We start from the raw sequence: 26693 nt of genomic DNA, 5'->3' as shown, positions 1-26693 counted from the left end.
CCGGCGCCACCCTGGGGTGGACGCCGGCTTCGAGGCGGTGAGGCCTAGCCCTGGACGGACTCGATCTGCTTGAGCCAGGCCTTGCGGGCCGCGAGGGCCTCCTCGGCCTGCTTGATCTTGCGCTTGTCGCCCGCGGCGGTGGCCTTCTCGAGATCCTTCTCCAGGTCCGCGATCGCGGCGTGGAGCTGCGCGGTCGCGCCCGAGACGCGCGCCTCGAGCTCGGGGTTGCTCGAGTGCCACTCGGCGTCCTCGGCGTCGCGCACGGCCTTCTCGACCACGCCGATGCGCTTGGCGAGGCGAGCCGCGTCGCCGCGCGGGACGCGCCCGGCGGCCTCGTAGCGGTCCTGGATCGAGCGCAGGGCCCTCTTCGCGGTGCGCAGGTCGGTGATCGGCATCAGGGCCTCCGCCTCGACGACGATGGCCTCCTTCTCCTCGACGTTGCCCGACAGCGCCTCGTCCTCGGCGTCCGACGCCGCGCGACGCGCCTCGAAGAAGCCGTCCTGGGCCGTCTGGAAGCGACGCCAGAGCGCATCGTCGACGCTGCGGCGGCCGCGGCCTGCGTTGCGCCAATCGTTCATCAGGTCGCGGAAGGCGCGGGCCGTGGAGTCCCAGTCGGTCGACGACTGAAGCGCCTCGGCGCGGGCGACGAGCGCCTCCTTGCGCTCCGCGACGGTCGCGTTCTCGCGGTCGAGCTCGGCGAAGTGGTGCTTGCGAGCCTTCTCGAACGACGAGCGCGCGTGCGTGAAGCGGCGCCACAGTGCGCGCTCGGCCTCCTTGGGGACGCGGGCGCCGTTGCGCTGCGCCTCCTTCCAGCCGTCGAGCAGGGAGCGGAGCGTCTCGGTGTCGTTCTTCCAGTGGACCTGGTCCTGCGGCTTGTCCGCGAGGGCCTCGGCCTGGACCACGATCTCCTCGCGCGCGGCGAGGGCCGCCTCACGAGCCGCGCGACGCTCGGCCTGGATCCGGTCGCGGGCCTCGGTGGCCTCCTTCTCGACCTCGACCCAGCGCGTGCGCAGCGCGGGGATATCGCCGACGACGACGGGGGTCGCGAGGCCCTCGCCGGTCGAGGCGAGCGCCTCATCGATGTCCTTCACGGAGAGCTCGGCGGAGCTCAGCCGCGCGTGGAAGCGCTCGATCGATGCCTTGAGCTCGTAGTACGCGACGGCGTACGGCTTGAGCGGGTCCTCGCCCTTGGCGGGGCCGACCTCGACCTTGTCGGACTCGATGGCCACGAGCACGGCCTCGCCGTCCACCGACCCGAAGGCCTCGGCGGCCTCGAGCATCTCCGCCGTCACCTCGTCGACCACGGGCACCTTCACGGGGTGCGTGGTGTGCGCGGCGACCACGGCGGGCGTCGCGGGCGCGAACGAGCCGGGCTTGGGAGCGCGGGGCTTGGGCGCCGGCTTCGGCTTCGGCTTCGCGGCCGCCTTGGGGGCGGGCTTCTCGGCCTCGGCGGGGGCCTCAGCCTCGTCGGCTGCGGGAGCAGCGTCGGCGAGAGCCTCGGCGGGCGCGGCGTCCGCACCCTCCTCGGGGGTCGTGTCGGCCTCGACGACGAGCTCGGGCTCGGTCTCGGGGGTGGGGGTGGCGTCGATGTCGGCGGGGCGATCGGCGGAAGTCATGAAACGGATACCTCGTTCACGATGACGGACAGTGCCGGTCGACCATCGGTGTCCCCGGTGATCGTGCCGGCTTCGGCAACAGACTCAACAATACCCAGGCCTGACACCACTCGGCCGAACACCGTGTAGCCGCCGGCCTCATCCTCCGGGATCTCCGAGTCCTCGTAGACGATGAAGAACTGGCTTCCCATGGACGATGCGGCGGTCTCGGCGTCCGAGGAGCTCGACCCCACGCGCGCCATCGCGAGCGTGCCGGTGGTGTAGATGCCATCCTCGGGGGCGTTCTCGATCGGGCCGAAGCGATACGACGGCCCGCCGGCTCCGGTGCCGAGCGGATCGCCGCACTGGAGCACGTAGATGCCCGAGGTCGTGAGGCGGTGGCACTCGGTCGAGTCGTAGAAGCCGTCCTCCGCGAGCGCGAGGAACGACGACACGGCCTGCGGCGCGTCCTCGCCGTCGAGCTCCACGACGATGTCGCCCAGGTTGGTGCTGATCGTCGCGGTCCAGGTCGTGTCCTCGGCCATGCCGGAGGGCGGCGGAGAAGGTGATGCGCCCCAGCCTGTCGCGGTCTCGATCTCCTCGGAGGTGGCCGTCGCGGTCGCCGAGGACGATGCGGCGGCGGAGCTGTCCGCGCCGCTCGAGTGGGTGAGGGTGAAGATCGCGGCATAGCCGACGAGGCCGATCAACGCGGCCGAGGCGGCGTACATCACGATCTGCCAACGGCGCCGCGAGCGGGCGTCGGCCTCGGCCTTCGCGCGTGCCTGCTCGTCGCGGGCCCTGCGCTCCTTGGCTGCCGCCCTATGCCTGCTGCTCACGTGTGCTCCTCCTGGTTGGGCCCCGTCAGTCTAGGCCCCGCCGGAATGGAAGAATGGGCCCCATGGCTCGAGTGCGACCCCTCTCTGGATTCCCCGAATGGACCCCTCGTGAACGCGTCGTGGAGGCCCATGTTCTCTCGACGCTGCGCTCGGTGTTCGCGCTTCATGGCTTCGGTGAGATCGAGACACGTGCGGTCGAGCCGATCGACCGCCTCGCGGGCGACTCGGAGGCCTCCAAGGAGATCTACGTCCTCCAGCGCCTGAACGCCGAGGGCGACTCGGAGGCGAAGGTCGGCCTGCACTTCGACCTCACGGTGCCTTTCGCGCGCTACGTCGAGGAGAACCAGGGGGCCCTCCAGTTCCCGTTCCGACGGTGGCAGATCCAGAAGGTGTGGCGCGGCGAGCGTCCGCAGGAGGGCCGCTTCCGCGAGTTCTATCAGGCGGACATCGACATCGTCGCGCGCGAGACGCTGCCCGAGCACCTCGAGGCCGAGGTCGCGATCGTCATGGCGCGCGCGCTCGGCGAGCTGCCCATCCCGTCGGTGACGATGCGCGTCAACAACCGCGCGCTGGTCGAGGGCTTCTACAAGGGCGTCGGCATCGAGGACGTCGCGGGCGCGCTGCGCAGCGTCGACAAGCTCGACAAGATCGGGCCCGACGGCGTGCGCGCCGAGCTCGCGGAGCAGGGCGTGGCCGAGACAGCGGCCGACGCCGCGCTCGAGCTCGCGAAGATCTCGGCGCCCGACGCGTCCTTCGCGGAGGCCGTCGAGGACCTGTGGGAGACGACGACGAAGGTCGCGGACCCGTCCGAGGCCGAGGCGCAGCTCGGGCGCGGCATCGCGTCCCTCGCGACGCTCGTCTCCTCGGTCAACGCCGCCGTCCCCGGCACCGCGGTCGCCGATCTCAGGATCGCGCGCGGCCTCGACTACTACACGGGGTCGGTGTACGAGACGTTCATGGACGGGCACGAGGGCTTCGGCTCGATCTGCTCGGGCGGCCGCTACGACTCGCTCGTCGCGGGCGGGGGGTTCCCCGGGGTGGGCATGTCGATCGGCGTGAGCCGCCTCGTCGCGCTGCTGCTGTCCGCCGGGCTCGTGGAGGCCACGCGCGGCGTCCCGTCCGCGGTCCTCGTCGCCGTCACCGACGAGGACTCGCGCGCCGCGTCGGATCGCATCGCCGACCGCCTCCGCGCGCGAGGCATCCCGTGCGAGGTCGCGCCCAAGGCCGCGAAGTTCGGCAAGCAGATCCAGCACGCCGATCGCCGCGGCATCCCGTTCGTGTGGTTCCCTGCCCCTGACGGGGACGGGCAGGTCAAGGACATCCGTTCGGGAGACCAGGTGGACGCCGACGCCGACGCGTGGGTGCCCCCGGCCGCGGACCTGCACCCCGGCATCGTCCGGACCGACGCATCCTGACCGCGTCGCGAACCCGGCCGCGAGGCTCCCGGGTGACCCGGGACCACGGCCGTCCCCGCATCGTCCCTCACCGTTAGACTGATACCCGCTTCCACACTTCTGCGCCGAGGACGGCGCGAACGAAAGGCAGACCTTGCTCCGCACGCATCTCGCAGGAAACCTCCGTGCCGCCGACGCCGGCACGACCGTCACCCTCGCCGGCTGGGTGGGCCGCCGCCGCGATCACGGCGGCGTGGCGTTCATCGATCTGCGTGACGCGTCGGGCTTCGCGCAGGTCGTGATCCGCGAGGAGGTCGCGCACGCGCTGCGCACCGAGTACGTGGTGCAGGTGACCGGCGAGGTGCGCGAGCGCCCCGAGGGCTCGGCCAACCCGAACATGCCTTCCGGTGAGATCGAGGTCGTCGTCTCCGACGTCGTGATCCTCAACGAGTCCGCGCCCACGCCGTTCCCGATCGACGAGCACGTCAACGTCGGCGAGGAGGCGCGCCTCAAGCACCGCTACCTGGACCTGCGTCGTCCCCAGCAGCGCGCCAACATCGTCCTGCGTTCCAAGGTCAACCAGGCCGCGCGCCGCGTGCTCGACCGTCACGACTTCCTGGAGATCGAGACGCCGACGCTCACGCGCTCGACCCCGGAGGGTGCCCGCGACTTCGTCGTCCCCGCGCGCCTGTCGCCCGGTTCCTGGTACGCCCTTCCGCAGTCCCCGCAGCTCTTCAAGCAGCTGCTCATGGTGGCCGGGATGGAGAAGTACTACCAGATCGCCCGCTGCTACCGCGATGAGGACTTCCGCGCGGACCGCCAGCCCGAGTTCACCCAGCTCGACGTCGAGATGAGCTTCGTGGACCAGGACGACGTGATCTCGCTCGGCGAGGAGCTCGTCAAGGAGATCTGGGCGCTCATCGGCTACGAGGTGTCGACCCCGATCCCGCGGATCACCTACGCGGACGCGATGGCGCGCTTCGGCTCCGACAAGCCCGACCTGCGCTTCGGCCTCGAGCTCACCGAGCTGACCGAGTACTTCAAGGAGACGCCGTTCCGGGTCTTCCAGGCGGAGTACGTCGGCGCGGTCGTCATGCCCGGCGGCGCCTCGCAGCCGCGAAAGGTGCTCGACGCGTGGCAGGAGTGGGCCAAGCAGCGCGGCGCCAAGGGCCTCGCCTACGTGCTCGTCCAGGAGGACGGCTCGCTCACCGGTCCCGTGGCCAAGAACCTGTCCGAGACCGAGCTCGCGGGGCTGGCCGAGAAGGTCGGCGCGAACCCGGGCGACTGCGTGTTCTTCGCCGCGGGCAAGACCGAGGCGTCGCGCGCGCTGCTGGGTGCGGCCCGCAACGAGATCGCGTCGCGCGTCGGCCTGATCGACGAGGACCGCTTCGAGTTCTGCTGGGTCGTCGACGCGCCGCTGTTCAAGCCGGTCGACGTGGACGACGACGACGTGGCGCTCGGCTACTCGGCGTGGACGGCCGTGCACCACGCGTTCACGAGCCCCAAGCCCGAGTTCATGGACACGTTCGACACCGACCCGGGCCCGGCGCTCGCCTACGCGTACGACATCGTGTGCAACGGCAACGAGATCGGCGGCGGGTCGATCCGTATCCACCGCCAGGACGTTCAGCAGCGCGTCTTCAGCGTCATGGGCATCGGCGAGGAGGAGGCCCAGGAGAAGTTCGGCTTCCTACTCGACGCGTTCAAGTTCGGCGCCCCGCCGCACGGCGGCATCGCGCTCGGCTGGGACCGCGTCACGGCGCTGCTCGCCAAGGCCGACTCGATCCGCGACGTCATCGCGTTCCCGAAGTCGGGCGGCGGCTACGACCCGCTGACCGACGCGCCGGCTCCGATCACCCCGGAGCAGCGCAAGGAGGCCGGCGTGGACTTCGTGCACGAGGACAAGGACTCCGAGAAGGCCGAGGCCTAAGCCGCCTCCCTGACCGTGACAAGGGCGGGCTCCCGAGAGGGGGCCCGCCCTTCGTCGTCCACGCGAGGCTTCGCGGCGCGTCCCGCGCGCGACGCCCACAGCACGCCGCCGATGACCAGCACGCCGCCGACGAGCTCGCCGAGGCCCGTGCGCTCGCCCAGCGCGAGCCAGGCGGTCGCGATCCCGACCACGGGCACGAGCATCGAGAACGGCGCGACCACGCCGGCCGGGTGCCGCGCCATGAGCCACACCCAGATGCCCGAGCCGGCGAGGGTGCCGAGCAGGACGGTGTAGGCGAGGCCGAGCCAGGCCGGGACCGCCGCGGCCGTGAACGACGTCGCGAGCGAGTCCGCAATGGTAGTCGGCCCCTCGACGACGAGCGAGATCGCGAGCATCGGCAGTGGCGGCACGACGCTCATCCACAGCACGAGGTGCAGCGGCCTGTCGGCGCGAGCCTGCCGGCTTGCGAGGTTGCCGAACGCCCATCCCAACGCGCCGAGCAGGACCAGCAGGAACGGCCACAGAGGGGCGTCCGCGCCGTACGACAGTCCGACTACGGCGAGCCCGAGCGCGGCCACGGCGACCCCGGCGCCCGCCCGGATACCGATCCGCTCCCGCAGCAGCAGCGCGCCGAGGACGACGGTGAACGGCGCGGAGGCCTGGAGCACGAGCGACGCGAGCCCCGTCGGGAAGCCCGCCGCCATCCCCAGGTAGAGGAAAAGGAACTGCAGGGTGCCGAAGCCCAGCCCATAGGCGAGCAGCCAGCGCCAGGGGACGTTCGGGCGTGGGATGAAGAGCATCGTCGGGATCGCGATGAGCGCGAAGCGCAGCGCGACCAGGAACAGCGGCGGGAAGTGCTCGAGCGACGCGTGGATCGCGAGGAAGTTCACGCCCCACAGCACTGCGGTCGTGACGGCGAGGAGGATGTGGCGCGTGCTCATGCCGCCAGTGTGAGTCTACCGGCGTGTGAAGCACCAGCGAGCATTGGTGAAGCATCTGTGTAGGCTGACTACATGGAAGTGCGTCACCTCGAGCTGCTGAGGGAGCTGCGCGACCGCGGCACCCTGGGCGCGGTCGCGGAGGCGACCTTCCGCACACCGTCGGCGCTGTCCCAGCAGTTGCGGACCGCGGAACGCGAACTAGGTGTGGCGCTCACGGAGCCCGCGTCGCGCGGGCTGCGCCTCACCTGGGCGGGCCAGATGCTCGCGGACGGCGCGGACGACGTCCTCGGCGCGATTGCTGCGCTGCAGGCACGACTCGATGCAGGCAAGGGGGAGCCGTCGGGGGTCGTACGCATCGGCACGCTGCCGAGCGCGGGCGCCGCGCTGCTGCCGGGAGTGCTTGCGAGGATTGCCGGCTCGCTGCTCGAGATCGACCTGCAGGACTTCGACCTCGCCGAGGCGGACTACGCCACTCGCACGGCCGACGTGGACCTGGTCATCGGGCACAGCCTCATTTCCGACGTTCCCGCGGGCGCCGAGCACCTGTTCACGCAGGTCGTCGCTCGCGAGCCGATCGACATCGCCGTGCCCGCGGGGCACCCGCTCGCGGGACGGACCACGCTCTCGCCCGCCGACGTGGTGGGCGAGACCTGGATTGCGGTGCCTGCGGGATACCCGTTCGACACCGTGCTCCAGGCGATCGAGGCGGCGACCGGCGAGCGCGCCCGCCGCATCGTCCGGATCCGTGACAATCGGCTCGTGGAGTCGCTCGTCTCGGAAGGCCTGGGGATCGCGATGCTTCCGAGGTTCTCGACTCCGCCGAGCGACGCCTACCGGCTGCTCCCGCTCGAGGGCGTGCACGCCGTGCGCAGCATCGTCGCTCTCGCGCGGCACGACCGGGTGCAGCGTCGCGCCGTCACCGCGGTACTCGAGATGCTCGAGGCGGAGGGCCGGCGGGTCAGCGGGTGACGGTCTCGTCCGCGCGGCTGCCCGTTCGGAGAGACGTGGACTTTGGCTGGGTGGCGTGGTGACCAGGTGGTCACCCCCACGCCCTAGGCTTGCTGCATGGACCTGTTCGATGCGGTGCGCACCGAGGCGTCGGGTGTGCCCGCGCCCACCGCGTCATCCCCGCTCGCGGTGCGGATGCGGCCGCGCACGCTCGACGAGGTCGTGGGGCAGTCCCATCTGCTTGGCGACGGCTCGCCCCTGCGGCGGCTGATCGGCGAGACCGCGCCTGCCACCTCGGTCATGCTCTGGGGTCCTCCCGGGACAGGAAAGACCACGCTGGCCTATCTGGTCGCGGGCGGCAGGCGCTTCGTCGAGCTCTCCGCGGTGTCGTCGGGCGTCAAGGAGGTCCGGGCGGTCATCGACGACTCGAAGCGCCGCCTCGCGACGGGGGAGCGCGAGACCGTCGTCTTCATCGACGAGATCCACCGCTTCACGCGCAGCCAGCAGGACATCCTCCTGCCCGCCGTCGAGAACCGATGGATCACGCTCATCGGCGCCACGACCGAGAACCCGTCGTTCTCCGTGGTCGGCCCGCTGCTGTCGCGCTCCCTGCTGCTCACGCTCAAGCCGCTCGGCGTGGACGATGTGGTGGCGCTCGTGTCCCGCGCCGTCGAGGACCCGCGCGGGCTGGGCGGGGAGGTCACGCTCCAGGACGATGCTCGGGATCAGCTGGTGCGCGTCGCCGGGGCGGACGCGCGCAAGGCGCTCACGCTGCTCGAGGCCGTCGCGGACACCGCGGCCGACGGTGACGGCGTCATCACGGAGGCGATCGTCGAGGCGACCATGGACGCCGCGCTCGTCGCGTACGACAAGTCGGGTGACCAGCACTATGACGTGATCTCCGCCTTCATCAAGTCCGTGAGGGGCTCGGACGTCGACGCGGCGCTGCACTACCTGGCGCGCATGGTGGTCGCGGGGGAGGACCCGCGGTTCATCGCACGTCGCCTCGTGATCCTTGCCTCGGAGGACATCGGCCTCGCCGATCCCCAGGGCCTCGTGATCGCTCAGGCCGCGGCCGACGCGGTGAGCTTCATCGGCATGCCCGAGGGACGCATCCCGCTCGCGGAGGCGACTGCGTACCTCGCCATGGCGCCCAAGTCGAACCGCTCGTACATGGCGATCAACAAGGCGATCGCCGACGTGAAGGCCGGCCGCGCGGGCGTCGTCCCCGAGCACCTGCGCGACGCCCACTACAGCGGCGCCGAGAAGCTCGGCCACGGCAAGGACTACGTCTACAGTCATGACGCGCCCCGCGGCGTCGCGAGGCAGGAGTACCTGCCCGAGTCGCTTCGTGGCACGCGCTACTACGAGCCCACCGAGCACGGCGTCGAGCGCACGCTGAGCGAGCGGCTCGACACGATCCGGGACATGCTCGGCCGCGACTGACAGCGGGGTCTTTCCCTGGTACGATTGTCCAGCCCTCGCGGACGGTTGGCTGCTGTCGCCGCGAACATGCACACACTCGTACTTTCCCGAGCGCTTCCGCGTGCTCGGGGACAGTGAAGGAAATCATGACCTCTGTTCAGAAGGCACGTCGCCAGGTGCGACTGTCCCGTGCCCTCGGCCTCGCCCTGACGCCGAAGGCCGTCAAGCACTTCGAGAAGCGCCCCTACCCCCCGGGCGAGCACGGCCGCACCGCGCGCCGCAAGGAGAGCGACTACGCCGTCCGTCTGCGCGAGAAGCAGCGTCTTCGCGCCCAGTACGGCCTGCGCGAGAAGCAGATGCTCTCGACCTACGCCGAGGCGAAGAAGGAGCCGGGTCTGACCGGTGAGGCCTTCGTCGAGCTGCTCGAGATGCGCCTCGACGCGCTCGTGCTCCGCGCCGGCTTCGCCCGCACGATCCTGCAGGCCCGCCAGGCCGTCCTGCACCGCCACATCCTCGTGGACGGCAAGATCGTCGACCGCCCCTCGTTCCGCGTGAAGCCGGGCCAGACCATCCAGGTCAAGCCCAAGGCCGTCACGATGGAGCCCTACATGGCCGCCGCCGCCGGTGCGCACCGCGACGTGCTGCCCGAGGTGCCGGAGTACCTCAACGTCACGCTGGAGAAGCTCACCGCTCAGCTCGTGCGTCGCCCCAAGCGCGCCGAGGTCCCGGTGACCTGCGAGGTCCAGCTGGTCGTCGAGTACTACGCTCGCTAAGCCAGAGACGACGGTAGGCTCTGACTAGAGAGCCTTTACCTCAGCAGACGCCGCGGTGCGCTGCTCCCGCAAGGGAGGGCGTGCCGCGGCGTTTCGCTTATCCCCGTAGCCCCGGGTCGACGCCGACCCGTCAAGAGACCGACCCTGTGAGAGACAAGGACCTGCATGCGCTCCGCTGAGATCGCCACGCGTTGGAATGACTACTTCGCGAAGCAGGGGCACCACATCGCCCCGAGCACCTCGCTCGTGTCGCCCGACCCGTCGCTGCTGTTCACGGTCGCCGGCATGGTGCCGTTCATCCCGTACATCATCGGGACCGAGCAGTCGCCGCACCCGCGCATCGCGTCCGTCCAGAAGTGCATCCGCACCAAGGACATCGAGGAGGTCGGCAAGACCACCCGCCACGGCACGTTCTTCCAGATGCTGGGCAACTTCTCGTTCGGCGACTACTTCAAGGAAGGCGCCATCAACTTCGCGTGGGAGCTGCTCACCACGCCGGAGTCAGAGGGTGGCTACGGCTTCGAGCCTGAGCGCTTCTGGGTCACCATCTGGAACGAGGACGACGAGGCGCTGTCCTCGCTCGTCAACGCGGGCGTGAACCCCGATCAGATCGTGAAGCTCACGCGCGAGGAGATCTTCTGGGACACCGGACAGCCGGGCCCCGCGGGTCCGTGCGCCGAGTGGCACTACGACCGCGGTCCCGAGTACGGCCCCGACGCTGTCGGCGGCACCGTGGATCCTGGCGGCGACCGCTACCTCGAGATCTGGAACCTCGTCTTCGACCAGTACCTGCGCGGCCCCGGAGACGGCAAGGACTACGAGCTCATCCGCGAGCTCGACCAGAAGGCCATCGACACGGGTGCGGGCCTTGAGCGCATCGCGTTCCTCAAGCAGGGCGTCGAGAACTTCTACGAGACCGACGAGGTCTTCCCCGTCATCGGCGAGGTGCAGAAGCTCACTGGCCTCACCTATGGCCACGACAAGGACACCGACGTCCGCTTCCGCGTCATCGCCGACCACATCCGCTCGTCGCTCATGCTCATCGGCGATGGCGTCAAGCCCGGCAACGAGGGCCGCGGCTACGTCCTGCGCCGCCTGCTGCGACGCACCGCGCGCAACATGCGTCTCATGGGCGTCGAGGAGGCCTCGCTGCCGCAGCTCCTGCCCGTGTCCAAGGACGCGATGAAGCTCACCTACCCCGAGCTCGAGGCCGACTTCTCACGCATCAGCGAAGTGGCGTACAAGGAGGAGGACGCGTTCCGACGCACCCTTGCCTCCGGCACGACGATCTTCGACACCGCGGTCGAGAAGGCGAAGAGCAAGGGCGCGGCCGCGCTTCCCGGCGCCGACGCCTTCCAGCTCCACGACACCTACGGCTTCCCGATCGACATCACGCTCGAGATGGCGGCCGAGGCTGGCCTGCAGGTGGACGAGGCGAAGTTCCGCGAGCTCATGAACGAGCAGCGCGAGCGCGCCCGCGCCGACGCGAAGGCCAAGAAGGGCGGCCACGCGGACACCGCGGTGTACCAGGGCCTGCTCGAGGCCCACGCGACCGAGTTCAAGGGCTACCACGAGCTCGCGACCGCGACCGAGGTGCAGGGCATCCTCAAGGACGGCAAGCCCGTCCCGGTCGGCGTCGAGGGCGACACGCTCGAGGTCGTGCTGCCCCAGACGCCGTTCTACGCGGAGTCCGGAGGTCAGGAAGCCGACGCGGGCGTGATCGGCGCCGCGAACGCCACGCTCGAGGTCGTCGACGTCCAGCGCCCGATCAAGGGCCTCGTCGTCCACACCGTCAAGGTGGTCGAGGGCGAGGTCGCCGTCGGCGATGCCGTGTCGGCCGAGGTCGACGCCGAGTGGCGCCTCGGGGCGCGCCAGGCGCACTCCGGCACGCACCTCATCCACGCCGCGCTGCGCGAGGTGCTCGGACCCGAGGCGCTTCAGTCCGGCTCGTACAACAAGCCCGGTTACCTGCGCCTCGACTTCTCGTGGGGCCAGGCGCTCAGCACGGAGACCCGCTCGGAGATCGAGGAGGTCACCAACCGCGCGATCCGCAGCGACCTGCCCGTCTCGTGGCAGTACATGAGCCTGCCTGAGGCCAAGGAGTGGGGTGCGGTCGCGCTGTTCGGCGAGACGTACGACGACTCGAATGTGCGCGTCGTCCAGATCGGCGGTCCGTGGTCGCGCGAGCTGTGCGGTGGCACCCACGTCGAGCACTCGAGCCAGGTCGGCATGGTCGCGGTCAGCACGGAGTCCTCAGTCGGCTCGGGCTCGCGCCGCATCGAGGCCTTCGTCGGCTTCGAGGCCTTCGAGCACCTCGCCGCCGAGCGCGCGCTCGTGAGCGAGCTCACCTCGACCCTCAAGGTCCAGCCGGGCGAGCTCAAGGGCCGCATCGAGAAACTGCTCGAGCGCGTCTCCGACGCGGAGAAGCAGCTCGCAGGCTTCCGCGCGCAGGCCATGCGCGACGCCGCTGGCTCTCTCGTGGACACCGCAAAGGAGATCGGCGGCGTGCGCGTCGTCGCCCACGAGTCCGACGCGGCGGGGGAGTCTGACGACCTGCGCACCCTCGTGATGGACATCCGCGCGCGCCTCGGCGAGTCGGCGCCCGCCGTGGTCGCCGCGTCGGCCGCGATCGGCGGGCGTCCGCAGATCGTGATCGGCACCAACCAGGCCGCGCGCGACCTGAAGATCAAGGCGGGCGACCTCGTGAAGATCGCCGCGGGCGTCCTTGGCGGCGGAGGCGGCGGCAAGCCCGACCTCGCGCAGGGAGGCGGCCAGGACGCGACCGCGATCGGAGCGGCGCTCGAGGCAGTCGAGGCAGCGATCGCGAACCGTGGATAGGCACGTGCGCCTCGGCGTCGACGTCGGCACAGTCCGCGTCGGCGTCGCCGCGAGCGACCCCGACGGCCTGATGGCCTTCCCCGTCGGCACCGTGCAGCGGTCGCCGAAGGCGGTGCAGGAGGTCGCCGACCTCGTCGCGGAGCGTTCCGCGACCGAGGTCTTCGTGGGGCTGCCGCGTACACTGAAGGGGCGCGAGGGCACCTCCGCGGCCGACGCGCGGGACTTCGCCGCGCGGCTCGCGGAACTCACACCCGCTACAGTGCGTTTGATCGACGAGCGGTTCTCGACCGCCTCGGCGTCGCGGCAGATGAGCGCCGCCGGGCGATCCGCCAAGGCACAGCGCCAGGTCATCGACCAGGCGGCCGCCGTGGTGATCCTCGAGACCGCTCTGGAAGTGCAGAAGAGAGACAACCTCGGCTCGGTGACGACCGAGGTCCCGTCCAGCAAGGGGAACGATGACTGACCTGTTCGAGGCCGAGCCAACGTCGACCACGTCGCTCGACATGCGCCGCCTGCAGCGGCGCAAGCGCCGTGCGACGCGACGCAAGTGGACCCTGGTGGCCACCGCCGTCGGATTGGTCGTGCTCGCGCTGGGCGGCTCGATCGCCTACAACTTCTTCCAGTCGCTCGGTGGCGGCGAGGTCGCGATCGAGGACTTCGAGGGCACCGGTCAGGGCACGGTCCAGGTCATCATCGAGTCGGGTGACACGGGCGCGCAGATCGCGCAGACCCTGTACGACGCGGGCGTCGTCGCCTCGACCGAGGCCTTCATCCAGGCCTACAACGACAACCCGGACTCCGCGAGCATCCAGGCGGGCTACTACTTCATGCAGCGCGAGATGTCCGCCGCGTCGGCCGTGCTCCAGCTGCTCGACCCCGACTACCGCGAGATCCGCACGATCACCGTGGTCGAGGGCAAGACGCTCGACACGTACTACCAGAAGATCGCCGACCTCACGGATTACACCAAGGAGGAGGTCGCGGAGGCCGCGGAGGACACCGAGGCGCTCGGACTGCCCGAGGAGGCGGAGGGAAACCTCGAGGGCTGGCTGTTCCCGTCGACGTACTCGTTCAACCCCGGCGTCACCCCCACGGACGTGCTGTCGACCATGGTGTCGACCACGATCTCCGTGCTCGAGCGCAACGGCGTCTCGGAGGAGAACTGGGAGGAGACCCTGATCGTCGCCTCCCTCGTGGAGCGCGAGGCCCGTCAGGACAAGGACCGCGCGAAGATCGCGGGCGTGATCTACAACCGCCTCGATCTCGACATGATGCTCCAGCTCGACTCGACGGTGAAGTACATCTCGCCCTCGGAGGGCGTCTTCACGTCGGACGACGAGCGTGCGATCGACAGCCCGTACAACACCTACCTGTACACGGGGCTGCCCCCGGGCCCGATCGCCGGCCCCGGTGAGGCATCGATCCAGGCCGCGATCGATCCCGCGAACCACGACTACCTCTACTTCGTGACCGTCAACCTCACGACCGGCAAGACCAAGTACGCCGAGACGTACGAGGAGCACCTGGTCAATGTGCAGCAGCTCCAGGAGTGGTACGCGAAGAACAGCGACGACTGATCTCGTGAGCTCTTCGCCGCGCAGGGCGGGGGTGCTCGGGCACCCCATCGCCCATTCGCTCTCGCCGGTGCTGCATCGTGCTGCGTACGCCGAGCTCGGGCTCGACTGGGAGTACGACGCGTACGACGTCACGGAGGAAGGCCTCGGTGACTTCATCGGCGGCCTCGGCCCGGAGTGGGCCGGACTGTCGCTGACCATGCCGCTCAAGGTCGCGGCCATGCCGCTGATGGACTTCGTGGAGCCCATGGCGAAGCTGGTCGGCGCTCTCAACACGGTCGTCGTCCAGCACGTCGGCTCTCAGCGTCAGCTCGTCGGCGCGAACACCGACGTCCACGGCATCGTCGCCGCGCTTCGCGAGGGCGGCCTCGAGCGGGTGAACTCTGCCGTGGTGATCGGCGGGGGAGCGACCGCCACCTCGACGCTCGCCGCGCTCGGGCAGCTGGGCTGCACCTCGCCCGTGGTCGCCGTCCGCAACCGGGGGCGCGCCGGGGGACTGGTGCGCGCCGCGTCGCGCATGGGCGTCTCGCCTGTGCTCGTGCCGCTCGGCACGGACGATGCGGACGATGCGGTCGTCGCGCGAGCATGCCAAGCGGACGTGGTCGTCTCGACGATCCCGGCGTCGGCGGGCGCAGCGCTCGGCGCACGCGTCCACTCGGTTCGAGGCGTGCTCCTGGACGTGGTCTACGACCCGCTCGTGACACCCTTGGCCGAGTCGTGGCTCGCGGGTGGCGGCACCTTCGTGGGAGGTCAACGCATGCTCCTCCACCAGGCAGCCGAGCAGGTGCGCCTCATGACGGGCAGGACCGTCCAGATTCGGACATTGAGCGACGCGCTAGCCCAAGTGTGATTATTCCGACTCTCGTGTTCCCTGGCCCGGGTGCCGATGTTAGGTTCGCAGGGCGATGGGCCCTGGCGAGCAGCCGATGGGCATGAGGGAGTCACAGTGAAGCAGCTCGGTTCGATCCTCCTTGAGGAGGGACTGGTCACCGAGGACCAGCTCATGGACGCGATCGACGCGCAACAGCAGCGCGGTCAGTCCCTGGGCCGCACGCTGGTCGAGCTCGGCATGCTCACCGAGCCGCAGCTCGTGAAGGCACTCGCGAGCCAGGTCGGCATGGAGTTCGTCGAGCTCACCGACTACCAGGTGGACCGCACTGCCGTATCGCTCGTCTCCGCCCAGGTATGCCGCCGGCACTCGGCGCTTCCCCTCGGGTTCGAGGACGGCATGCTCAAGCTCGCGATGTCGAACCCGGGCAACGTCGTCGCCGTCGACGACTTCCAGTCGCTGACCAACTACAAGATCCTTCCCGTCGTCGCCGCGCACGACGACCTGCTGCAGGCGATCGACCGGTACTGCCGTGCCGACCACGAGATCGAGGACCTCCAGGGCTCGCTCGAGGACGAGGCCGTCGAGGATCTGTCGGACATGTCCGCGGTCGTCGAGGACGACGCGCCCATCGTCCGCTTCGTGAACCTGCTCATCACCCAGGCCATCCAGGACCGTGCCTCGGACATCCACATCGAGCCGGGGGAGAAGGAGCTGCGGGTCCGCTACCGCATCGACGGTGTGCTCCACGAGATGCAGCGCGCTCCGAAGGCCCTGCAGAACGGCGTGCTGTCCCGCCTCAAGATCATGGCCGACATGGACATCGCCGAGCGCCGCAAGCCGCAGGACGGCCGTCTGTCCGTCAACCACCAGGGCAAGAAGATCGACCTCCGCGTCGCCGCGCTGCCCACGGTGTGGGGCGAGAAGATCGTCATGCGTATCCTCGACAACTCCACGGCGACGATGGAGCTCGCGGATCTCGGCATCCGCGAGGGCAACTACCAGATCTTCTCGTCGTCCTTCACCAAGCCCTACGGCATGATCCTCGTGACAGGCCCGACCGGCTCGGGAAAGTCCACGACGCTGTACGCGACCCTCAACCAGATCGCGCGACCCGAGATCAACGTCATCACAGTCGAGGACCCGGTCGAGTACCGCATCGAGGGCATCAACCAGGTGCAGGTGAACGTCAAGGCGGGCCTCACCTTCGCCGGCGCCCTGCGATCCATCCTTCGTGCCGACCCCGACGTCGTGCTCCTTGGTGAGATCCGCGACCACGAGACCGCGCAGATCGCGATCGAGGCGGCGCTCACCGGTCACCTTGTGCTGTCGACCCTCCACACGAACGACGCTCCGTCGGCCATCACGCGACTCATCGAGATGGACATCGAACCGTTCCTCGTGGGGTCCGCCGTGGACTGCGTGGTCGCCCAGCGCCTCGCGCGCCGCGTATGTCAGCGCTGCTGCGAGGAGTACACGCCGACCGAGTCCGAGGTGGCGCGCTTCAACTGGACCGAGACCGAGATGCCCACCCTCGTCAAGGCGATGGGCTGCAACTCGTGCTCGAACACCGGCTACCGCGGACGCGTCGCGCTCCACGAGATCATGCCGGTGAACGAGGAGATCGAGCGGCTCGCAGTCGATCGCGCCTCGGCCGCGGAGATCACCCGTGCCGCGAAGAAGGCGGGCATGGAGTCGCTCCTTGAGGACGGCTGGGCGAAGGCCCAGGATGGCCTCACGACGGTCGAGGAGCTTCTGCGTGTCGTCAAGTAGGGGACGTGTCTTGTATCGGTATCATTCTCACGAATGTCCTTTCGTGGGGCTTTCGGTTGAGTACCAGGCCGGATCTGCCGATTACTGTCGCGAGAAGCCATCGTTGTGCTATGAAGTGAGTGCTGAGGGGAAGTGCCGATGACGTCGTTCATGCCTGAGGGTGCGCCGGGCCAGGGTTCGCCCGCGCCCGCCGCTCCCACGTTCGTGCCGACCGCTTCGTCCGCGCCCGGCGTGCCCGCGCAGGTCCCGGCGCAGCCTCCCGTGGCGCCTCAGCAGCCCGCCCCGCAGTTCCAGGCTCCGCCGTCGTATGTCCCTTCGCCGACGCAGGCTGCTGGTTCTCCGCAGGCCGCTGGCGTTCCTCAGGCTGCCGGTGCACCGCAGACCGCCGGCGCACCAGTGGTGCAGCGCCAGCCGTTCATCCCTCAGGCGACGCAGGGTCAGCCGCCCGTGCGCCCCACGGCTCCGGCCCAGCCCGCGAGCTTCAACCCGGCTCCCGCGCAGCCAGCGCCCACGCAGCCGACGCAGCAGCAGCCTGCTCAGCCCGCGCGCCCGGCCGCGCCGCCCGCGACTGGCCAGCAGCCCACCGCGGCCGAGGCGCCCGCCTCGAACGCGGGACGCCACTTCGCCACCCCCGCCCGTGCCCGTGTCGGGATGAACAACGAGGTCCGCCAGGACGACTTCGACCTGAGCGCCGCGCTGCGCGCGATGCTCGCGGCAAAGGCCTCGGACCTTCACCTCACGGTAGGTGCGGCCCCGACCATCCGCGTCGACGGTGGGCTCGCCCCGCTCGATGGCTTCCACAAGCTCGAGCCGGAGGAGCTCCAGCGCGTCATCTACTCGATCCTCACGCAGAAGCAGCGCGAGGACTTCGAGCAGACGCTCGAGCTCGACCTGGCCTACTCGCTCGCGGGTGAGGCGCGGTTCCGAGTCAACGTCTACATGCAGCGTGAGTCGATCGGCGCCGCGTTCCGAGTGATCCCCTACGAGATCCTCCCGCTCGAGCAGCTCGGCATTCCGCAAATCGTCGGCACGTTCGCCGGTCTGCCCCGCGGCCTCGTGCTCGTCACGGGCCCCACCGGTTCGGGCAAGTCGACCACCCTCGCGTCGATCATCGACATGGCGAACCGCTCGCGCGCGGACCACATCATGACGGTCGAGGACCCGATCGAGTTCCTGCACAGCCACAAGAAGTCGGTGGTGAACCAGCGAGAGGTCGGCACCGACACCCAGTCGTTCGCGAATGCGCTCAAGCACGTGCTGCGCCAGGACCCGGACATCATTCTGGTTGGCGAGATGCGTGACCTTGAGACCATCTCCGTCGCGTTGACCGCGGCGGAGACCGGCCATCTGGTCTTCGGCACGCTCCACACGCAGGACGCCGCGCAGACGATCGACCGTGTCATCGACGTGTTCCCTGCGCACCAGCAGGACCAGATCCGCGTCCAGCTTGCGACCGCGCTTCAGGGCGTCGTGTGTCAGACGCTGTGCAAGCGCGCCGACGGCCCGGGCCGTGCGGTAGCCACCGAGGTGATGGTCGCAACCTCCGCGATTCGCAACCTCATCCGCGAGGGAAAGACTCACCAGATCTACTCGTCGATGCAGGCCGGTTCCAAGCAGGGCATGCACACGATGGACCAGCACCTGGCCAACCTCGTCAAGGCGGGGAAGATCACGTACGACACGGGCCTCGAGAAGTGCCACCACACCGAGGAGTTCAACCGCCTGAGCGGTCGTTCGGGCGGGCAGGCGCAGGGCGCGACCGCCGCTGGCCAGGCGTTCTGACGGGAGCAATGACAGATGGCGACTCAGACCTACACGTATCAGATTCGTGACGCGGCGGGAAACATCCAGACTGGCAAGATCGAGGCCGCGAGCGAGTCGGCGGTCTCCGCGCGACTGAAGGGCATGGGCATGGCGCCCGTGTCCATCAAGGAGGACAAGGCCACGGGTCTCCAGATGGAGATCAGCATCCCCGGTCTGTCGGATCGCATCGGCCTCAAGGACATCGCGGTCATGTCGCGCCAGCTCGCGACCATGATCCAGGCGGGCCTGTCGCTGCTGCGGGCACTCACCATCCTGTCGGAGCAGACCGAGAACCAGGCGCTCACCAAAGTCATCAAGGAGGTGCGCAACGACATCGAGACCGGAAACTCGCTCTCGGCCTCGCTCGGCAAGCATCCCGACGTCTTTCCGCCGCTCATGATCAACATGGTGCGCGCGGGTGAGGTGGGCGGATTCCTCGACGACGTGCTCGTGTCGATCGCCGAGAACTTCGAGGCGTCGGTCAAGCTGCGGGCGAAGATCAAGTCGGCGATGACGTACCCGATCGTCGTGTTCGCGATCGCCGTGCTCGCGGTGATCGGCATGCTGCTCTTCATCGTGCCGGTGTTCGCGACCATGTACACCGACCTGGGCGGCGAGCTGCCGGCGCTCACGCAGATCCTCGTGACAATGTCTGCGGTGCTGAAGATCGGCATCATCCCGCTGATCATCGGCATCGGTGTGGGCGTGTACCTGTGGAACAAGAACAAGCACAAGCGAGGCTTCCGCGAAAAGGTCGAGCCGCTGTACCTCAAGGCGCCGGTGTTCGGTGGGCTGGTGCAGAAGATCGCGATCGCGCGCTTCACTCGCAACTTCGGCGCCATGATCAAGGCCGGCGTGCCGATTCTCCAGGCCCTCGACATCGTTGGCGAGGCCTCGGGCAACGTCGTGATCGAGGACGCCGCCAAGGCGGTCAAGGAATCCGTACGCACGGGTAACTCGCTCGCTGCGCCTCTCAAGGAGCATCCCGTGTTCCCGCCGATGGTCGTCCAGATGATCGCGGTGGGCGAGGATACGGGAGCGCTCGATGAGATGCTGACCAAGGTCGCCGAGTTCTATGACCAGGAAGTGGAATCCACCACAGAGGCGTTGACCTCGCTTATCGAGCCCCTCATGATTGCGGTGCTGGGTGGAATTGTCGGCTTCATGGTGATCGCGCTTTACCTGCCGATCTTCGGTGTTTTCGACCTCATCGAGTAGATGTCCCGAAAAACTCAATAGGCTCGTCAGGCATGCCGATATTTGGGGTGCAGGACGTTAAATCCGCAGTTCGCTGCGGCTATCAATGAGAAAACAATTCACAGAAATGGGGGAGCACGCATGATCGCGCGCATCCGCAAGAGCATTGAGAACAAGGACCAGGGCTTCACCCTGATCGAGCTCCTCGTCGTCATGATCATCATCGGCATCCTGGCGGCCATCGCCATCCCGATCTTCCTGAACCAGCGCAAGAAGGCCGAGGACTCGGCGGCTAAGGCCGATGTGTCCACCATCGGCAAGGAGATCGCGACCTACTACGTCGACGGCACCGGCGTTCCCGTTATCGCGGGTGGTAACGGCGTGTCGTGGACGCTGGACAGCTCGTTCATCGGCAACGCGTCCAACAACGTCATCCTCCAGACGGCGGTCTCCTCGACCGCCACCGCGACCGACTGGTGCGTCTCGGTGTACAACGACTCCGGTGACGCGACGACTTCGGCAAAGGGCGGCGCTTCGTACTCGGCGGCCGGCGGCCTCGAGGTCGGCGCGGACGCGGCCTGCTAAGTAGTCCTGCATAGCGGATGTGTGGGGTGGCGCGCGGTCTGCGTCACCCCACACATCGGCGCACAACGGGCAACACACCGAGCTGAGGGAGGGAAAGTGCTGCGAGCGATGACCGCGCGACGGCGCGAGCTGAGCGAGCGAGAAGGAGGATTTTCGCTCGTTGAGCTCATTGTCGCGATGTTCGTCATCGCTATCGTTCTCGTGTTCCTCATTGGAGCCCAGATCTCATCGATGGTGACTGTGTCGGACGCGCGCAAGCGGGAGCAGGCGACGGCGTTCGCGAATGAGGCGATGGAGCAGTTGCGCGCGATACCTTGGGCCGTGCTCGCCAATGGGCTCGATACGAACTACGCCTCGGCCGGCACAGATCCCAATGTGCAGTCGGGCAAGCTCGAGGTCGATGGTCAGTCGAGGGCGATCCGTACCTCGACTCATGACTTCACCAATGCCGATGTGGATCTCCGTGACGACCTGTGGACGCCTATCTTCATCGATACCAGCGGTTCGAATACGCAAGAGCGGACGGACCCTTCTCTCGCTGGCGCAACCTTCACTGTGAGGGCCTACGTCTTGGAGCCGAGCATCGCCGACAGTTCCATCGTGACGCTGGCGGTCGTGGTGAACTGGACCGATAGCGATGGCGACAACACCACAACGATGTGGTCGGAAGCTTTCCGTGGCGATGCCTGCAACAGCGCGCAGGAGTCCGTTCAGCCGTACCTCACCGGTTGTGAGGCCTACTTCTCGTCGGAGTCGTCCTCGGGAACCTTCTCCACGAGCGTTCAGGCTTCTATCATCGATGCAGCGACGGGCTCCGCGACGCGGACCAACCTGCTTTACCCCTCGTCCAACGCTTTCTACTCGTTCTTTGTGAAGAGTGCGACGACTTCGTCGATCCTTGAGAGCCAGCAGGTGACCAACACGACCGCGTATGTCCAGTACGGCTCGACTGCGATCGACGACAACGACGATTCGACGGAGATTGGGGACAACGGGTGGCTCAACGGAGGCGACAGTTTCGAGCTCTCCGCGTCGAACGACATCGTCTCGTCGACGTCGTCCAACCCGACTGACGTGAGCGCCACCGGAGGAACCGAGTCCGCGAGGACGCTGAGCTCCTCGAGCGCCCTTGCAACGCTATGGGCGTACTCGGACCGGGGGCGCACGGGCACCATCGATGCGAGCATGACAACCCCCTGCGTGACGGGCATCCCCGCGGACTCGGGCTGCAGCCTGGCGGACCTCGGCAACGAGGGGTCACTCGCCAATGGCTCGACCTACATGCTGATGGATGTCGCCGGCACGACGTTCAGGCTTGCGCGACGTCTCTCCGAGTCGACCTCGAACTCCGACGAGGCGTGGACCGCGCGGTTCCCCACGTCTGCGGCCACGACGACCGACGTGGGCTGCACGACGGTCACCGATTCCGGATGCGTGTCAGCCGGAGCCTCGCGTTCCTCGGCGACGCTGTCTATCGCGAAGATCATCAGCGGTAGCTGGGACACCCTTGACGATGACGGCAACGTGGTGTCCACCGCGTCGTCCCCTTCCGATGGTCTCGTCAAGGTGACCGGCTACACGGAATCGGTGCTGGCACAGCGGGGAGTCAGTCAAAGCGACACGGACCCCGTCGCGACGCGGAGCGGAACCGTGTCATGGTGGACGGGCGCCGGAGGCTATGACTCGTTCTCGATCTCAGCTAGCACCTCAAGGTCCGAGACCACGGAGACGGTGCAGTGGACCAGCGGCGCCTACGTCGTGACCGCTGTCGCGGGCGTGTCGGTGAGCGCCGCCAACATCGATGAGCAGGGCTCGGATCCTGACTGCGAGGACGAGGCCTGCACCGCCACTGTTGACGGAGGATCGATCTCTGTCGTCGTGACGTACACGATCGAGCATGGTTCGACCGAATACAGCCTGACGACCACAACCGTTCTCGGCGGGATGCGAGCCTCGGCCACGTACCTGGAGTCGTCCGATGCCTAGGACATGGAAGCGGCGTCCTGACGATGCGGGACTCACTCTCACTGAGCTGCTCATCTCGATGGCGATCTTCGGCGTGCTCATGGCGATCGTGTTCACGGCGCTGATCTCCGTGACGTACATGTCCAAGGACACGTTGGGGCAGGTGCGGGCGATTGAGGAGGCACGGCTTGGAGTCTCGCAGATCGACCGCCAGATTCGTTCCGGGAACGTGATCCTCGACCCGGCGAGTGAGTCGGTCGCGACCTCGGGTGTGGGAGCGTTCTTCTCGATGCGCATCAACACCCAGGAGGACGGCGATGACATGTGCGTGCAGTGGCGTGTCATCGACTCGGACGGTGATGGTTTCGGCGATCTGCAGTTCCGCAAGTGGGAGCCTGGCAACACAGGCAGCGTGACCGACTGGGGAGTGGTGGCCCGCAATCTCGTGGAGATGGATGTCTCCCCGACGAGTGAAGCCGACATCGACCCCGACGATCCCACGACGTGGCCCCCATTCTGGGTCGACACCACCAACACTTCGACCACGACCGCGCAGTTCGTGCGGGTGACCCTGCGGCTCAAGGATCCCGATGCGCGGGACAGTGCCAAGGCGGTCTCGGTTTCGACCGTGGTGACGGGCCGGAACAGTGTCATCGGCTATCCCGAGTCCAAGTGCCAGGCGTATCCGGCACCATGAGCAAGGTCAGAGGAGCGGACATGCGTGCACGCAACGAAGCGAAGTCCTACGATGTGGGCAGCGCGCTCGTGGCTGCGGTCGGCGTGGCTGTGATTGCGATGATGCTTGTGGTGGTCGTGGTGTCCCAGGCCATCGTGGTCACTAACGACACGCAGCGCGACCGCGTGCGCACCACCGAGGTCCACTCTGCGGAGGGAGCCGTGGACGCGACGCTTGCGTCGCTCCGTTCTGGCGCCATCTGTGAGGACACGTACTCGTACGGGTCAGGGTCCACTGCGACTGAGGTCACGGTGGAGCTGGAGTACTACAACGAGACCGGTGCATTGACGTGCACGAGCGGAGTGCTGAGCGACACTGCCACCAAGGCCGTCGTGACCGCAACTTCGGTCCCTGCTGACACGGCTTCGGTAGTTGGCGTGGAGCCGGAGCGCGTGTATGAGGCGACCGTGAACCTCCAGGCGATCGCGACCTCGATTCCCGGGGCGGCGCTCTTCAGCGGCGGCACCATCACCCCCGGCGGTGGGTACAACGTCAGCGCTGCCGCGGAGTCCGAGGCCGCCGCTGTGTGGCAGGACTCGGGCGACTGGATCTGCAATCCCAACAATACCGAGATCGATGGCTCGGTCTTCGTCCCCAATGGAAGCGCGACCTTCCAGAGCAGCGGCTGCTATGTCACTGGGAATCTCTACGCTGCGACCTACATTCGGACACAGGTGAAGGCTAAGAGCGGCGGATACCACGTGGGCGGCAATGCGGTCGCCTACGCCGGTGATCTCGTCCTCAACAATCCCATTACCGTTCTTGGAAACCTGTCGATCGCTGGCGATGTCCCCCTCGGCACCGTCCAGTGGACAGGCACCGATGTCGGCGGCACCGTCTGCTCCGCCAACACGACCGTGTGTCCCGGGCTCGAGTACTACACCCCGGTGGGGCTTCCGGAGATCGATTGGGTGGCCTCGGACTGGACTGCGGACGGCTACACGATCTCAGATTCCGAGGGCTTCGGCGACGAGATAGAGGAGGATTGGCTCCCCGACTTCAAGCATGATTGGCAGGCGACGAACCTCGCGTCCTCGCTTGCCAGCTGCACGGTGCCCGCGCACATGTCCGATGTCGAGATCGACTTCCCGTCGGTGGCAACTGTCTACGACATGCGCGACTGCAACCTCACCATTAACAGTCACTCCGGCAACACCTATTTCACGATGAATCTCTACGCGGACACGGCTATCGTCGTGGAGTCGCTGTCGGTGACCAACGGACTGGTCGTGCAGTCGGGCGACGGGGCGGACCATGACTTTGCGATCATCGTGACCGACGGTGGAACGGCGAACAACGGCGTGGCAGAGTGCACTACCCGTGGCTCCTACACGCCAGGCGACATCTCTCTCAGTTCCGCCGCGCTGACGGTCGCTCCTGAGATCTCGATCTTCATGTACACGCCGTGCACCATCGGCTTCCAGAACACGTCGACCGCGTACGGACAGGTCTATGCGGGGAGTGTGCGCATCGGCGCCACCGGCACGTCCTTCATCTACAAGGAGGTTGACGTGCCAGGTGTCGAGCTCGCGATCAACCAATCGTCGGCGTCATCCGGCTACTACGTGCAGATCGCCAGCAAGCGGGAGATGCGCAACTAGTGAGTATCGCGATCGTGGCGGTCTTCGGGCTGCTATGGGGCTCCTTCACGAACGTGCTCATCGCGCGGGTTCCCGAGGGCGCGAACTGGGTCAGTGACAGTAGCCACTGCCCCCGGTGTGGAACCGACATCAGATGGTTCGACAACGTCCCCCTCCTGTCGTTCGTGGTCCTCGGCGGCCGTTGCAGGGCGTGCCGCGAGCGGATCTCATGGCGGTACCCCCTCGTCGAGGTGCTGGTTGCAGCACTATGGGTCGCGGTGTACCTCGAGTGGGGGCTCTCAGTCACGACGCTGGCGTTCGCTTACCTTGCAGTGGTGTCTGTGGCGCTGGTGTTCATCGACCTCGACGTGAAGCGTCTGCCCTTCTCGCTCGTCCTTCCCAGCTACGCCGTGATGGCCGTGCTCCTTGGGATAGAGATTGCGCTAGGTGAGGGCGGCAACTGGTGGATGCTGTTCGTGGGCGCCGGCATCCTCGGCGGCTTCTACGGCGGCCTGTGGCTCGTGTATCCGCAGGGGATGGGCTTCGGAGACGTTGTCGCGGCGGGTCTGCTCGGTCTCGCTGCCGGCTTCCTGGGGTGGGGTCCGCTGGCGGTGGCGGCGATCGCAGGCCCGCTGCTGGGTGGAGTCGTCGTCGTGGTCGGCCTGATCAGCGGAAGGCTCAAGCGCAAATCGGCGGTTCCGTACGGTCCCATGCTGATCGCCGGCGCGTGGCTAGGTTTTCTTGGAGGGGACGCGATATCTTCCGCATATCTGGGAATGTTGGGTGTCGGCTAGGAGAAAACAGGCAAGGGGTCGATTCCCGCTCCAATGGGAGAAATGTCACTGAGATATTGAGTACCTCTATCTCGTTGCCGATAATCAGGTAGCGATTTTTGGGAAGGAGCATCGTGGCGACACGTGCGATTGGCGTCGATATCGGAACGACGCAGGTGAGGGCCGCCGAGGTCGAGATCTCCGGAAAGGGTCCCGGTGCGGGTGGGCGTGCTTCATTGGTGAAGTACGCGTCGGCGCAACTGCCCGCAGGCGTCGTAGGCGAGGGCGAGGTGCTCGACACCGGAGCGCTCTCCGCAGCGCTCAAGGGCCTGTGGTCTTCGGCGAAGATGTCGGGAAAGCAGGTGGTGGTCGGGTTCGGCAACCAACGCACGGTGCTCAGGGAGCTCGAGCTTCCCTCGATGCCCTTGAAGGACCTGCGGTCCTCACTGCCTTTCCAGGTGTCGGACCTGCTGCCCATGCCTGTGGACGACGCGCTGCTCGACTTCTATCCGACCGCGGAGACCGAGGAGCAGGGCGTCAAGCAGCTGCGGGGAATCCTGGTGGCGGCCAACAAGAACTCCGTTGCCTCGACAGTTGCAGCCGTCGAGGACGCAGGCCTGCGGCCGGTCGGCGTGGACATCCCGTCCCTCGCGCTCGTGCGATCCCTTGTCTACGGCGAGGCCGAGCAGCAGGTGGTCGGCATCGTCGACGTGGGTGCGCACACGACGGAGGTTGTGGTGGTCCAGAACGGCATGCCTCGATTCATTCGCGTGATCCCCTCGGGGGGTGGCGAGGCCACGACAGGAATCATGGCCGCGATGAACATGTCGATGGCGGACGCTGAGAACCTGAAGTACCAGAACGGCATCAACGCGAGTGGGTCGCCCGCGCTCGAGCCGGCGCACGAGGCCGCGATGCAAGCGACGCGTGCCCTCGTCGACGGCATTCGCAACACCTTCGTGTACTACGCGGGCAACAACCCCGGTGCTCCGATCGACCGTGTCTTCATCGTCGGAGGCGGCGCGCACCTCCCGGGCTTCGGCCAGTATCTCGCGACAGCTTGCAGACTTCCTGTGGGCTTCGGTGACGCCTTCGGAAGGCTGAACGTCTCGAGCAAGGTCGCAGCACAGATCAACGGCCAGCAGACCGTCGGCGCGGTCGCCGTCGGGCTCGGCATGACGGAGGCCACCGCATGAAT

At 67.8% G+C, this 26693-nt stretch carries 21 protein-coding genes; 18 read left to right on the top strand and 3 right to left on the bottom strand.

Features of this window, described 5'->3' with window-relative positions; genetic code table 11:
- Positions 1 to 44: 44 nt before the first annotated feature.
- The gene (locus tag B7K23_RS10835) at positions 45 to 1616 is read right to left on the bottom strand and encodes a DUF349 domain-containing protein (protein ID WP_084126595.1); all 1572 of its coding nucleotides are present in this window, start codon (positions 1614 to 1616) and stop codon (positions 45 to 47) included.
- On the bottom strand, positions 1613 to 2431 hold the full coding sequence (locus B7K23_RS10830; protein WP_234996502.1) for a peptidylprolyl isomerase: 819 nt from the start codon (positions 2429 to 2431) through the stop codon (positions 1613 to 1615). Before B7K23_RS10830 ends, B7K23_RS10835 begins: the two co-directional genes overlap by 4 nt.
- 62 nt (positions 2432 to 2493) lie before the next feature.
- Here B7K23_RS10830 and hisS point away from each other — a divergent pair, with 62 nt between their 5' ends.
- Together hisS and aspS are read left to right on the top strand one after the other, a co-directional pair.
- Entirely contained in the window at positions 2494 to 3846 is a 1353-nt protein-coding gene (hisS, locus tag B7K23_RS10825; RefSeq protein WP_084126594.1) for a histidine--tRNA ligase, read from the top strand.
- A 133-nt stretch (positions 3847 to 3979) separates the two neighbouring features.
- Entirely contained in the window at positions 3980 to 5755 is a 1776-nt protein-coding gene (gene aspS / locus B7K23_RS10820) for an aspartate--tRNA ligase (RefSeq protein WP_084126593.1), read from the top strand.
- On the opposite strand, the gene B7K23_RS10815 is transcribed toward aspS, so the two are convergent.
- Complete coding sequence (locus B7K23_RS10815) at positions 5752 to 6696, bottom strand: EamA family transporter (RefSeq protein ID WP_084126592.1); 945 nt, start codon at positions 6694 to 6696, stop codon at positions 5752 to 5754. The genes aspS and B7K23_RS10815 overlap by 4 nt on opposite strands.
- 72 nt (positions 6697 to 6768) lie before the next feature.
- On the opposite strand from B7K23_RS10815, the gene B7K23_RS10810 reads away from it, so the two are divergent.
- The 16 genes from B7K23_RS10810 to pilM all read left to right on the top strand — a co-directional run bounded on the left by B7K23_RS10810 (position 6769) and on the right by pilM (position 26691).
- Positions 6769 to 7665, top strand: a complete 897-nt coding sequence (locus tag B7K23_RS10810; RefSeq protein WP_084126591.1) for a LysR family transcriptional regulator — start codon at positions 6769 to 6771, stop codon at positions 7663 to 7665.
- A gap of 96 nt (positions 7666 to 7761) precedes the next feature.
- Positions 7762 to 9090, top strand: a complete 1329-nt coding sequence (locus B7K23_RS10805) for a replication-associated recombination protein A (RefSeq protein WP_084126590.1) — start codon at positions 7762 to 7764, stop codon at positions 9088 to 9090.
- A gap of 125 nt (positions 9091 to 9215) precedes the next feature.
- The gene (gene rpsD, locus B7K23_RS10800; RefSeq protein WP_084126589.1) at positions 9216 to 9842 is read left to right on the top strand and encodes a 30S ribosomal protein S4; all 627 of its coding nucleotides are present in this window, start codon (positions 9216 to 9218) and stop codon (positions 9840 to 9842) included.
- A gap of 165 nt (positions 9843 to 10007) precedes the next feature.
- Positions 10008 to 12680, top strand: a complete 2673-nt coding sequence (gene alaS, locus B7K23_RS10795; protein ID WP_084126588.1) for an alanine--tRNA ligase — start codon at positions 10008 to 10010, stop codon at positions 12678 to 12680.
- The gene (gene ruvX, locus B7K23_RS10790) at positions 12673 to 13143 is read left to right on the top strand and encodes a Holliday junction resolvase RuvX (RefSeq protein WP_084126587.1); all 471 of its coding nucleotides are present in this window, start codon (positions 12673 to 12675) and stop codon (positions 13141 to 13143) included. The genes alaS and ruvX overlap by 8 nt, the downstream gene beginning before the upstream one ends.
- On the top strand, positions 13136 to 14257 hold the full coding sequence (gene mltG, locus B7K23_RS10785; protein WP_084126586.1) for an endolytic transglycosylase MltG: 1122 nt from the start codon (positions 13136 to 13138) through the stop codon (positions 14255 to 14257). Before ruvX ends, mltG begins: the two co-directional genes overlap by 8 nt.
- A 4-nt stretch (positions 14258 to 14261) precedes the next feature.
- Positions 14262 to 15104 carry a shikimate dehydrogenase gene (locus tag B7K23_RS10780; RefSeq protein WP_234996501.1) on the top strand — a complete coding sequence of 281 codons (843 nt, stop codon included), beginning with the start codon at positions 14262 to 14264 and terminating at the stop codon, positions 15102 to 15104.
- Positions 15105 to 15200: 96 nt separating this feature from the next.
- Positions 15201 to 16856, top strand: a complete 1656-nt coding sequence (locus B7K23_RS10775) for a GspE/PulE family protein (RefSeq protein WP_084126584.1) — start codon at positions 15201 to 15203, stop codon at positions 16854 to 16856.
- Between the two features lie 138 nt (positions 16857 to 16994).
- Positions 16995 to 18638, top strand: a complete 1644-nt coding sequence (locus B7K23_RS10770; protein WP_304441566.1) for a PilT/PilU family type 4a pilus ATPase — start codon at positions 16995 to 16997, stop codon at positions 18636 to 18638.
- Between the two features lie 15 nt (positions 18639 to 18653).
- Positions 18654 to 19877: a type II secretion system F family protein gene (locus B7K23_RS10765; protein ID WP_084126583.1), complete on the top strand. Its 1224-nt coding sequence runs from the start codon at positions 18654 to 18656 to the stop codon at positions 19875 to 19877.
- Between the two features lie 120 nt (positions 19878 to 19997).
- Positions 19998 to 20441 (top strand): type II secretion system protein, encoded by a 444-nt coding sequence (locus B7K23_RS10760; protein WP_084126582.1) that lies wholly within the window; start codon positions 19998 to 20000, stop codon positions 20439 to 20441.
- 21 nt (positions 20442 to 20462) lie between these two features.
- Positions 20463 to 22427 carry a prepilin-type N-terminal cleavage/methylation domain-containing protein gene (locus tag B7K23_RS10755; protein ID WP_143338242.1) on the top strand — a complete coding sequence of 655 codons (1965 nt, stop codon included), beginning with the start codon at positions 20463 to 20465 and terminating at the stop codon, positions 22425 to 22427.
- On the top strand, positions 22420 to 23103 hold the full coding sequence (locus tag B7K23_RS10750) for a prepilin-type N-terminal cleavage/methylation domain-containing protein (protein ID WP_084126580.1): 684 nt from the start codon (positions 22420 to 22422) through the stop codon (positions 23101 to 23103). Before B7K23_RS10755 ends, B7K23_RS10750 begins: the two co-directional genes overlap by 8 nt.
- A 20-nt stretch (positions 23104 to 23123) precedes the next feature.
- The gene (locus B7K23_RS10745; RefSeq protein WP_084126579.1) at positions 23124 to 24743 is read left to right on the top strand and encodes a hypothetical protein; all 1620 of its coding nucleotides are present in this window, start codon (positions 23124 to 23126) and stop codon (positions 24741 to 24743) included.
- Positions 24743 to 25516, top strand: coding sequence for an A24 family peptidase (locus B7K23_RS10740; protein WP_084126578.1), 774 nt, complete (start codon positions 24743 to 24745; stop codon positions 25514 to 25516). Before B7K23_RS10745 ends, B7K23_RS10740 begins: the two co-directional genes overlap by 1 nt.
- A gap of 113 nt (positions 25517 to 25629) precedes the next feature.
- A complete protein-coding gene (pilM, locus tag B7K23_RS10735; protein ID WP_159451390.1) occupies positions 25630 to 26691 on the top strand; it encodes a type IV pilus assembly protein PilM in 1062 nt (353 codons plus the stop codon).
- Positions 26692 to 26693 lie beyond the last annotated feature (2 nt).

Origin of the sequence: Demequina sp. NBRC 110054 (assembly GCF_002090115.1) — a bacterium.
GTDB lineage: Bacteria > Actinomycetota > Actinomycetes > Actinomycetales > Demequinaceae > Demequina.
Note: the sequence above shows the minus strand (reverse complement) of the source record. Positions and strands in the feature narration are given on the sequence as shown.